Annotated in this window: 11 protein-coding genes; 6 read left to right on the top strand and 5 right to left on the bottom strand. The window is 67.6% G+C overall.

Annotation, left to right across the window (positions count from 1 at the left end; all coding sequences use genetic code 11):
• Positions 1-186 precede the first annotated feature (186 nt).
• The 5 genes from AB6A65_RS15730 to AB6A65_RS15710 all read right to left on the bottom strand — a co-directional run bounded on the left by AB6A65_RS15730 (position 187) and on the right by AB6A65_RS15710 (position 4,086).
• Positions 187-684: a hypothetical protein gene (locus AB6A65_RS15730; protein ID WP_371039354.1), complete on the bottom strand. Its 498-nt coding sequence runs from the start codon at positions 682-684 to the stop codon at positions 187-189.
• A gap of 211 nt (positions 685-895) precedes the next feature.
• A complete protein-coding gene (locus AB6A65_RS15725; protein WP_371039353.1) occupies positions 896-1,921 on the bottom strand; it encodes an ABC transporter substrate-binding protein in 1,026 nt (341 codons plus the stop codon).
• Positions 1,891-3,276: a sensor histidine kinase N-terminal domain-containing protein gene (locus tag AB6A65_RS15720; protein WP_371039352.1), complete on the bottom strand. Its 1,386-nt coding sequence runs from the start codon at positions 3,274-3,276 to the stop codon at positions 1,891-1,893. Before AB6A65_RS15720 ends, AB6A65_RS15725 begins: the two co-directional genes overlap by 31 nt.
• Positions 3,273-3,692, bottom strand: a complete 420-nt coding sequence (locus tag AB6A65_RS15715) for a DNA-binding response regulator (RefSeq protein ID WP_371039351.1) — start codon at positions 3,690-3,692, stop codon at positions 3,273-3,275. The genes AB6A65_RS15720 and AB6A65_RS15715 overlap by 4 nt, the downstream gene beginning before the upstream one ends.
• Positions 3,652-4,086 carry a response regulator gene (locus tag AB6A65_RS15710; RefSeq protein ID WP_371039350.1) on the bottom strand — a complete coding sequence of 145 codons (435 nt, stop codon included), beginning with the start codon at positions 4,084-4,086 and terminating at the stop codon, positions 3,652-3,654. The genes AB6A65_RS15715 and AB6A65_RS15710 overlap by 41 nt, the downstream gene beginning before the upstream one ends.
• Before the next feature lie 124 nt (positions 4,087-4,210).
• Here AB6A65_RS15710 and AB6A65_RS15705 point away from each other — a divergent pair, with 124 nt between their 5' ends.
• The 6 genes from AB6A65_RS15705 (at position 4,211) to AB6A65_RS15680 (ending at position 10,334) form a co-directional block, all read left to right on the top strand.
• Positions 4,211-5,197: a tripartite tricarboxylate transporter substrate binding protein gene (locus tag AB6A65_RS15705; RefSeq protein ID WP_371039349.1), complete on the top strand. Its 987-nt coding sequence runs from the start codon at positions 4,211-4,213 to the stop codon at positions 5,195-5,197.
• Positions 5,198-5,320: 123 nt separating this feature from the next.
• Entirely contained in the window at positions 5,321-5,812 is a 492-nt protein-coding gene (locus AB6A65_RS15700; protein ID WP_371039348.1) for a tripartite tricarboxylate transporter TctB family protein, read from the top strand.
• Positions 5,813-5,815: 3 nt separating this feature from the next.
• The gene (locus tag AB6A65_RS15695; RefSeq protein ID WP_371039347.1) at positions 5,816-7,342 is read left to right on the top strand and encodes a tripartite tricarboxylate transporter permease; all 1,527 of its coding nucleotides are present in this window, start codon (positions 5,816-5,818) and stop codon (positions 7,340-7,342) included.
• Positions 7,332-8,537, top strand: a complete 1,206-nt coding sequence (locus AB6A65_RS15690; RefSeq protein WP_371039346.1) for a CaiB/BaiF CoA transferase family protein — start codon at positions 7,332-7,334, stop codon at positions 8,535-8,537. The genes AB6A65_RS15695 and AB6A65_RS15690 overlap by 11 nt, the downstream gene beginning before the upstream one ends.
• Positions 8,534-9,313 (top strand): citryl-CoA lyase, encoded by a 780-nt coding sequence (locus AB6A65_RS15685; protein ID WP_371039345.1) that lies wholly within the window; start codon positions 8,534-8,536, stop codon positions 9,311-9,313. The genes AB6A65_RS15690 and AB6A65_RS15685 overlap by 4 nt, the downstream gene beginning before the upstream one ends.
• On the top strand, positions 9,300-10,334 hold the full coding sequence (locus tag AB6A65_RS15680) for an AbrB family transcriptional regulator (RefSeq protein WP_371039344.1): 1,035 nt from the start codon (positions 9,300-9,302) through the stop codon (positions 10,332-10,334). Before AB6A65_RS15685 ends, AB6A65_RS15680 begins: the two co-directional genes overlap by 14 nt.
• The last annotated feature ends 177 nt before the right edge of the window (positions 10,335-10,511 follow it).

Genomic DNA, 10,511 nt, shown 5'->3' with positions numbered 1-10,511 from the left:
AGTGAACCAAGAGCCGATGGGTCTCCTGGGCACCATTATCGGCCGGATAATTGGCATGGTCGTCCTGAAATTCCCCAGATGCTTGTCCCCCGTATCGCAGACCGTCCCGGACGCTGCATGGTGCAAAGGATGCAGGCCGCGTTGTCGGACTCTCGGCGCTGCGACAGCGACGTGGTAGCCAATGCATCAGGCGTCTGCGCCCAGTAGCGACCTGCGATAAGCGGCCGCGATCACCTCCGGACGCCTTGCATGGTCGGTGCAGAGATATCTTGCGCTCGGGCGCAGGCCGACCCGCCCGAGATCGAGGCGGTCGGCATCCCAACAGACCCGGACCGTCAGATCGCCCGCCGTCAGGCCGTCGGAGTGTAGCCGGCAAGCCTCGGTCAGAAGCTCCATCTCGTCATCGCTGGCGTCGAACCAGGTTCCCCGCAGGGTCCGGGCATGATGTGCGGCACGCAGCCCGTGTTCGGGGTCGTGATCCTCGTTCTCGCGCCGGCTGTCGTGGACCAGCGCGAAGAGTTCGACGACCTTGAGGTTGGCGCCGGTCGCCGCGGCCAGCATGCGGCCGTTGAAGAGAACGCGGCGCCAGTGATCCTCGCCATGAAAACCGCGATGTCCCAAGGCATGGGTCTGCACCAGATGCCGAAAGAACGCTTCGCTGACATTCGCGGACGGTTCGAACATGGTGCTCTGCCTCTCGTGCTTCGCCTGCCGCGTCATGGGGCCTCCCGGGTCAGGCGGATCATCCCGGGCCGTCTTCCAAGCCAACAGAGACCGGATCGGGTCGCAAGCCGGCGCCGGCCGGCGCCATGCCCCGCATCGAGGCGGGGCGCCCGGCACTGGCCAGACGCAGGTCCCGGCACGACAGAACGCTCTTTTCCGGTGCGAACACGGTTCACTGTTGCTCGATCGCGTTGACCCATTCCCGAAGAAACGCCTGGCGGTTCAGCGGGTCCAGATACACCATCAATCCGGGCCCCAGGCGGATCGGCCCGAAACCGGCTCTGGCGATTTCACGCGTCTCTCCCAGAGGTGGCAGCGCCCAATCGCCGGGAGCGTCACGAAGGCCGATGGCGAGCAACCGGTCGACGAACCTGCCCGCACTCTGCGGATCGCCCGAGGCACTCGGGATGATCGCGGTCCTCAGGATGACGTTCGAGAAATCGGTCATGCGCAGGATGCGCACACGGCCTCCGGAGTCCCGTGCGACCCTTTCGGCCGCATAACTCCCCAGCACGTTGTAGGCCAATGCCAGCCGCCCCTCCGCCACGTCGTCGATCATCTGCCCCGAGCAGCAGTAGAGCCGGGGATCGAGGCGCCCCATCACCTCGGCAAGACGCCAGTAGGCATCGGTCGCCCGTGCCTCCTGCGTCGCGAACAGATAGCCCAACCCGCTTTCCCGCACGTCGTAGGTGCCGATCGCATCGCGGAAGCGTTCCGGGTTGTCGCGAAGAACGTCGATGAGGTCCTGTCGCGTCGTCGGGACCGGCAGGCCGGCGAACCGTTCGGTGGAGATGACCACCACCGCGGGTTCTGTCGTGAAGGCGAAGATCCGGTCGAGCCAGCGCGCCCAGTCGGGCAGAGCGTCGACCACGGGGGAACGGTGGCTTCGGGCATAGCCGTCGTTCACGAGCTGGAACTGAAGGTCCATCGCCGACGATATGGCGACGTCGAAGCGCGCGCCGTCGCGTATCGCACGGTGAAGCTCGACCGAGGACGCGACCGCGTAGTCGAGGGTGAGCCCGGGATTGTCCGCGTGGAAATCCTCGAGGACCGGTGCGAAGACCTCCAGATCAGCCGTCGAGATGATGCGCAACGTCCGGCTGCCTGTGCCTTCGTAGCGGCGGTGCTCCTCCACCTCCAGCGCGGCGAGCAGCGTCGGCCAGAGGCTCAAGAAGACGGCAATACAAGCGAGACGCATGCCCCCCTCCCTTCCCGGTTGCGGAGGACAAGGCGTCCTCCATGTGCGCGGAGCACGTCGGCGGCGATGGTAAGCCCGAGGCCCGAGCCGACGATACCTTCCACGTTGCCTCCACGACGGAAGCGCTCGGTAAGCCTTTCGGTCGGTCCCTCGCCCAGGCCCGGGCCCTCGTCGGTCACGCAGATGCGGGCGGCCTTCTCCATCCGTTCGACACGGACCGTGACGGCGGTATCCTCGTGCGAGTACTTCACCGCGTTGTCGAGCACGTTGCGAATGGCGTTGTCCAGAAGCACGGCGTCGCCCTCCATCTCGGCCGGTTCGGCGTAAAGCCTGATCTCGATGTCCTTCATGGCGGCCGTCGGCTCCAGCGCTTCGACCGCGCGGCGGGCGAGATCGGCCAGGTCGAGCCGGTCGCCGGCAAGATGATCGGCCCGGAAAGCCACCGTGGCATGATCGAGAAGCTGACCCGCCGAGCGCGAGCTTTCATCGACGGCGTGGATCATGCGGCGCAGGCGCGCCCGGGCGCTCTCGTCCCTGATCGAGCGGAGCGCGACCTCGGCCTCGGCGCGCACCGTGGCAAGTGGCGTCCGGACCCTGTGGGCGGCCTCGGCGATGAAGTCCTCCGATCGCCGGATCGACTGGCCAAGCCGGTCCATCAGCCGATTGAGGGCGTCCAGAAGGGGCGCGAGTTCGGTCGGAGCGGGGCGCCTGAGAGGGCGCAGGTCGGACGGCCCGCGACGCGAGACCGCCTGCGCGATCTCGTTGAGCGGACGCAGGGACGTGCGCGCGGCGAAGAAGGAAAGGCCGACCGCGACCATGAAGAAGGCGACCGACAACGTGGCCGCGAATTGCGAGAGCTCCCCGGTCAGGGCACGTACGCCGTTTCTCGTCTGAGCCACGGTGACGACCGTGCGCAAGGGCTCGTTTCCCAGCAGCACCACCCGGGTGAGCGAGGCCATGCGCACCTCGTCTCCACGATAGGAACCGGTATAGAAGACGACGCGTCCCGGCGGCGTGACATCGAGCGTCGGCACCGGAAGGTCGGGATAGCCCGTCAGCGTCTCACGCCCGGCGGTTACGAGATAGAACACGCGGTCCTCGCTTATCGCACCCAGCATCGAGAAGGCCGAATAGGGCAGTTCCAGCCGCACCTCGCCCCGTTCGGTGCGCAGCGTTTCGGCGATCGTGGTCGCGGAGGCCGCAAGCACGTTGTCCTGGGTCCGTTCGGCCGCCTGACGGGCGAGCCCCGTGACCATCGCCCAGGACATGACGGACAGAAGTGCCGCGACCGCGGCGAGCAGGAGCGTCAGCCGGCGCCCGATCGAGCCGGATGCTCTCCCGGCCCGTGCGATCAACCGCCGGCCTCCATCCGGTAGCCGAGCCCGCGGACGGTGTCGATGCGGACGCCCATGTCGCCGATGCGGCGTCTCAGCCGGCCGACATATACCTCGATCGCGTTCTCGGTGACCTCGGCATCGTGGCTGAACAGCCGGTCCATGAGCTGCGCCTTCGAAAGGATCTGTCCCGGGTGCCGGGCGAAGACTTCCAGCAGGCGGATTTCCCGACTGCGCAGTTCCAGCGTCTTGGGGCCGCAGTGCAGCGTGCCGGCCACCGGGTCGAAAATACAGTTCCCCAGCGCGATCTCGTTGCGGGCCGATCCGCGGCGGCGGCGCAACACGGCCCTGCAGCGCGCCTCGAGTTCCGCGAAGTCGAACGGCTTGGTGAGGTAGTCATCCGCACCGTGATCGAGTGCGACGACCCGGTCGGACACCTGGCTGCGCGCCGTCAGCACNGTTGCGGGCCGATCCGCGGCGGCGGCGCAACACGGCCCTGCAGCGCGCCTCGAGTTCCGCGAAGTCGAACGGCTTGGTGAGGTAGTCATCCGCACCGTGATCGAGTGCGACGACCCGGTCGGACACCTGGCTGCGCGCCGTCAGCACGATGACCGGCACCTCGAGGCGCGCGCGGCTGCGTATCAGGAAATCGCGCCCGTCGCCGTCCGGCAGCATCACGTCGAGCAGGATCAGGTCGTACTCGGTCGTGGCAAGCCAGTCCTCCGCGGCCGCGAGGCTGGCCGCGTGATCTACCGCGTGCCCGTCGAGCGCGAGCCGGCGCACGACCGCCTCTGCCAGCTCGAGATTGTCCTCGACCAGAAGATACCGCACCCGCTACCCCCCTTGCCCTCGCGGCCAGCCGGTCTTCTCCGTCGTGTCAGGCTGGTGTCAGGTTCATGTGGTGGAGGAAGACCATGGGCGGCGGAGGACCGCCTGTCAAACTGGAGGAAAATTCATGAACACCTTTGGGTGCACGCGTCGCGCGCTTCTCGTCGCGGCGACGGCGACCCTGGCCATCGGCGGCCAGGCTCACGCCGACAACCACCAGATGATGGACGAGATCCACTTCATCGTTCCCGGGGGCGCCGGCGGCGGCTGGGACGGCACGGCGCGCGGCACGGGCGAGGCGCTGACGAAATCCGGCCTCGTGGGCAGCGCGACCTACGAGAACATGTCGGGCGGCGGCGGCGGCGTCGCGATCGCCTACATGATCGAAAACGCCGATAGCCTCGACAACACGCTGATGGTGAACTCCACGCCCATCGTCATCCGCTCGCTCACCGGCGTTTTCCCGCAGAGCTTCCGCGACCTGACGCTGGTGGCCGGCACGATCGGCGACTATGCCGCGATCGTCGTGCCCGCCGACAGTCCGATCGAGGACATGGAGGCGCTTCTGGCCGAATACGCCTCGCAGGGTACGGACTTCGCCATCGGCGGCGGATCGGTCCCGGGCGGAATGGATCACCTGGTGGCGGCCATGGTGATGCAGGCCGCGGGCGAGAACCCGACCGAGGTCAACTACATCCCCTACGATGCGGGCGGCGAGGCGATGGCAGGCCTGCTTTCGGGCGAGATCGATGCCTTGTCCACTGGCTTCTCCGAGGCGATCGCCCTGGCCGACCAGGACGAGGTCCGCATCCTGGGTGTGACCGCGCCCGACCGCGTGCCGGCCTATGACGAGGCGCCGACCTTCGCCGAGCAGGGGATCGACACGACCTTCATCAACTGGCGCGGCTTCTTCGGTCCTCCGGGAATGGAAGAGCAACAGCGCCAGCAATACATCGAGACCCTCGCGGCGATGTACGATACCGAGGCCTGGGAAGAGGTCCGCGCGCGCAACGGATGGGTCAACATCTGGAACCCGGGCGAGGATTTCCGCAGCTTTCTCGAAGCACAGGAAAAGGAAATCGGTGACCTGATGCGGACGCTCGGCTTTCTCTGAGCCGGGCCAAAACGCCTGAAAAGGCGCGGGGCGGCGGGCGGATCCCGCCCTGGCATCGCCAGACGGACCGGGCTCGCCCGGCCGCCCCGCGCGATACCTGCGGTTTCGAAGGGAGGGGACGCCATGGCGCTGGATCGATGGATCGCGCTGATCTTCATCACGTTGTGTTGCATCTACGGCTACGCGGCCTTCTTCACGATGGACGAGCTTCTGCCGCCCTTCATGCAGCGCAACCCGGTCTGGCCATCGACCTTTCCGAAAGTGCTGGCGGTGCTCGGCATCATCGTGGGGCTGGTCGTGCTGTCGGGGCTGGAGAAGCCCGGCAGCGAGGACGAGCCCTCCGCAGTCGACATCAACTACCGCCGGCTGCACGACTACAACCTTGGCCAGGCCCTGCTCCTCTTGGGCCTGATGGTGGTCTACGCTCTCGCGCTGCGTCCGGCAGGTTTCCTGCTCGCGACCACCGTCTTCCTGGCCGGGGGCGCCGCGATCCTCGGCGAGCGGCGCTGGGTCACCATGATGCTCGTCGCCGTCATCGCCAGCGGCGCCGTCTGGTATCTCGTGCAGGAGGTGCTGGGCATCTTCCTGCGTCCGCTTCCCTTTTTCCTGAGGTGAGCCATGCTTGAGGGCATCATGATCGGCCTTTCGGCCGCCTTTTCGGTCCAGAACCTCCTGATGGTGGTTGCGGGCTGCCTGATCGGCACCTTCATCGGAATGCTTCCGGGTCTCGGGCCGATGTCCATCATCGCCATCATGATCCCGGTCGCGATCTCGATGGGTGATCCGACCGCGGCGCTGATCCTGCTGGCAGGTGTCTATTACGGGGCGATCTTCGGGGGCTCGACCTCCTCGATCCTGCTGAACGCGCCGGGGGTCGCGGGTACGGTGGCGACCTCGTTCGACGGCTATCCGATGGCGCGGAACGGAATGGCAGGCAAGGCCCTGACGATTGCGGCCGTCTCGAGCTTCGCCGGCGGCACGATAGGGGCGATCCTTCTTGCCATCTTCGCGCCCGCGCTGTCGTCGGTCGCGCTCCTGTTCCACTCCGCGGAGTACTTCGCACTCATGGTCGTGGGGCTTTCGGCGATCGCGGCGTTCGCGGGAACGGGCCAGGTCGCGAAGGCACTGATGATGACGGTTCTCGGGCTGATCCTCGCCACCGTGGGCGAAGGCGCGCTCTTCAACATGCCGCGTTTCACGATGGGACTGATGGACCTGCAATCGGGCATAAACTTCATCACCCTCGCCATGGCGATGTTCGCTTTGCCCGAGGCGCTGTTCCTTGTTCTGAACCCGGCGCGCTCCAGCCGGGGCGGCGAGGCCGGGGGCTCCGCCAGGATCACCGGCCTGCGGTTTTCGAAGGAGGAAGGGCGGGCGATCCTCCCCGTCATCGGGCGACAGTCGGTCCAGGGGTTCTTCATCGGTGTGCTGCCGGGCGCAGGCGCCACCATCGCGTCGTTCCTGGGCTATGCGGTCGAGCGCAACATCGCCAAGGGCGACGACCAGGCACAGTTCGGCAAAGGCTCCGTCAAGGGCCTCGCGGCGCCGGAGACGGCCAACAACGCGGCCTGCACGGGATCTTTCGTGCCGCTTCTGACGCTCGGCATCCCGGGCTCGGGGACGACCGCGATCCTTCTGGGCGCGCTCATCGCACTCAACGTGACACCGGGTCCGCGGCTGATGATCGACGAGCCCGACATCTTCTGGGCGGTCATCACGTCGATGTTCATCGGCAATGTCGTGCTGATCATCCTGAACCTGCCGCTCATCCCCTACATCGCCAAGGTCCTGTCGATCCCGCGCAACTACCTGATCCCGTTCATCCTCTTCTTCACCATGATGGGGGCCTATATCGGGCAGAACAACGCCACCGAGCTCTTGATGCTCGTCGGCCTCGGCGTGCTGGCGACGGTGCTGCGCTTCGCGGACTATCCGCTCGCGCCGCTTCTCATCGGCTTCATCCTGGGAACCATGCTGGAGAACAATTTCGCCCGCTCCATGCAGCTCTACCGGGGCCTCGATTTCATCTGGGAGCGCCCGATGACGCTCGCGCTCCTCGTCCTCGCGCTCCTGCTCGTGCTTCTGCCGAGCTTCCGTGCGCGGCGGGCGCGGCGCCGTGCCGAAGGGGTGGCCGATGGGGACTGAGGCCGCCGCACCGCTCGCCGGTGTGCGCGTGCTGGATCTGACGAATGTCCTTGCCGGTCCCTTCGCCTGCCATCAGCTCGCACATCTGGGAGCCGAGGTCATCAAGGTGGAGGCGGTGGGCCGGGGCGATCTCGCGCGGAATCTGGGCGCGGATGCCGACCTTTCGGCGAAGGGCATGGGGATCAGCTTTCTCGCCCAGAACGCCGGCAAGAAGTCTTTGACGCTGAACTTGAAGGCCCCGGGCGGCAAGGAGGCGCTGAAGCGGCTCGTGGCCACGTCCGACGTTCTTGTCGAGAACTTCCGGCCCGGCGTGATGGATCGGCTCGGTCTCGGCCACGGCACGTTGCGGGCGGAAAACCCGCGGCTGATCTACTGCGCCATCTCGGGTTTCGGGCAGGACGGACCCTGGGCCGACCGCCCTGCCTACGACCAGATCGTTCAGGGCGCGTCCGGCGTCATGTCGATCACGGGCGATCCCGACGGCGCGCCCTTGCGCGTGGGCTATCCGCTGGCCGATACGGTGGGCGGACTGACCGCCGCGATGGCGGTCTGCGCGGCGTTGAACGCGCCCGAGCGCGGCGCCTTCATCGATGTGTCCATGCTCGAGGCGGTGCTGGCGACGATGGGCTGGGTCGTGTCGAACCACCTGATCGGCGGTGTCTCGCCGCGTCCCGAAGGCAACGAGAACCCCACCTCCGCCCCTTCGGGCACATTCCAATGCGCGGATGCACCGGTGAACATCGCCGCGAACAAGGATGAGCAATGGGAGGCGCTTGCCCGCCATCTCGGGCGAGAGGACCTTCTCGCCGTGCCCGATTACGCCACGCGAGAGGACCGCAAGCGCAACCGGTTCCGGCTCAGGGCGGAACTCGAGACCGTGTTGACGACGCGGCCCGCCCAAGATTGGGCGCGAGAGCTCAACGCGATCGGGGTGCCTGCCGGCGCGGTGATGAGCGTGCCCGAGATCCTTTCTCACCCGCAGGTCGCCGGACGTGACTTCCTTGCCCGGTTCGCGGACGCGCCGGGCCTCGACCGCCCCATCGAGCTCGTGCGGATCGGCGCGATGATCGATGGGGTGCGCCCTTCGGTGACCACTGCGCCGCCTTCCCTTGGCGCGGACAGCCGGGATGTCCTTTCCGAACTGGGCTACAGCGATACGGAGATCGAGACGATGCGCGCGGAAGGTGTGATTTGAGCGAGGGAAGCGATGTCGCGGACTGGTGGCGCACGGCGATCATCGACATGGAACCCGGGCGCATCGCCTTGCGCGGCCACCCGGTGCAGCAGCTGATCGGACGAACGGGCTTCGCCGAGATGATCTGGCTCATGGTCATGGGCGAGCCCATCGCGGGCCACCGTGCGCGGCTCTTCGAGGCGGCTCTGGTCGCTGCCGTCGATCACGGGCCGCAGGCCCCCTCGATCGCCGCCGCCCGGATGGCGGCCACCTGCGGGATCGGGCTGCAATCGGCGATGGCCACGGGCCTCAACATGCTGGGCGACGTGCATGGCGGCGCGGGCGAGCAGGCGGTGGAGATGTTTCGCTTCGTCGAGACGAAGGGGCCCGAGGGTCTCGGACCCGCGCTCGACGCGTGGCGGACCGAGCACGGCCGCTTTCTCCCCGGCTTCGGCCACCGCTTCCACAAGCCCGTCGATCCCCGCGCGCCGCGCCTTTTGTCGCTCGTGGACGAGGCGGCCGAAGCGGGCGCCGTCCCCGGCGCCTACGCGGAAATCGGGCGGGCGATCGAGGCCCATCTCGCCGCCGAGCGCGGCAAGCCCGTGCCCATGAACATCGACGGTGCGACGGCGGTGATCTACGCCGAACTGGGCTGCCCGGCCGCGCTTGCCCGCGGCTTCTTCGGCCTGTCGCGGTCGGTCGGCATCCTCGCCCATGCATGGGAACAGACCGAACAGGGCGGGCGCAACAAGGGGCCGACCCCACCCGCGTACCGATGGACCTATGACGGAGCGTGAGCGGCTTCTGTCCGAGGCCTTCCCGACCCTGCTGATCGGTGCCGCAGGTGCCGCCATCTTCTGGGTCGTGGGCTTCCCCGCCGCCGTGCTGACCGGACCGGCAGCGGCGGTCTCCCTCGCCACGCTTCTGGGCCTGCGCGCCCATGTGCCCGCGCGCCTTCGCGACGTGGTGTTCCTGGTGATCGGTGTCTCGATCGGCAGCACCGTGACGCCCGAGGTGATCGCGACGGCGATGGCGTGGCCCGTGTCCTTTCTCGTGCTGAGCGTGACACTCGTTCTGGTCCTGCTCATCACCCGGGCGATGCTGATGCGCGTTTTCCACTACGATGCGCCCACCGCCTTTCTGGCCGCGACGCCGGGGCACCTGACCTATGTCCTGGGCCTCTCGGCCGACCTCAAGGTGGACGTGCCGCGCGTCGCGCTCGTCCAGTCGGTCCGGGTTCTCCTGCTGACCTTGCTGGTGCCCGTTCTGATCGCGCTCTGGGGCGCCGAGGGCACGACCCCGCCGAAGGATCCCGGCGTGATCTCGAAGAACGCAGCCGTGCTTCTCTTCGCCTTCGCCCTGCCTCTCGGCCTGCTGCTCAAGCGGCTGCGCGTGCCGGCGCCGCTCCTTCTTGGCGCCATGGCGGCGTCGGCCATCGGACACGGTTCCAACCTCACCCCTGGTGCGCTGCCTTCCTGGGCGACGACGCTGGCGTTCATCACCATGGGCAGCCTTATCGGAACGCGTTTCCGGGGGCTCGACCGGCGCGGGCTGGTCGGCGCTTTCGGGGCCGGTGTCGCCGCAACCCTCGTCGCCTGCGCCATCGCGGCAATCGGCGCCGGCCTCGCGGCCGGGATCGTCGGTCTTCCGCCGGCGGCCCTCCTTCTCGCTTTCGCCCCCGGCGGCGTCGAGGTCATGGCAGCGCTCGCGGTGGAAACGTCGCTCGAACCGGCCTTCGTCGCGGCGCACCATGTGTTCCGACTGATCCTTCTGAGCCTTCTGGTTCCGGTTCTCATGGCGCGGATGCGAGGATCCTAGGTCGCCACCACGCAGGTCTTTCGCTGCGGCGTTTGCGACGGAAAGGCCGGTGCCACGGGACACAGCCGTTGGGAGTTGCGTTCAGGACCGGATAGCCGCGCCCAAAGGGGGCTCGAACGCGATGCCGAACATGGGGTCGATGGTCATCGACGGGTCAAGGGGCGCGGGCCTTTTGCC

The sequence above is a fragment of the Rhodosalinus sp. FB01 genome (assembly GCF_041365715.1).
Classification (GTDB): domain Bacteria; phylum Pseudomonadota; class Alphaproteobacteria; order Rhodobacterales; family Rhodobacteraceae; genus Rhodosalinus.
Note: the sequence above shows the minus strand (reverse complement) of the source record. Positions and strands in the feature narration are given on the sequence as shown.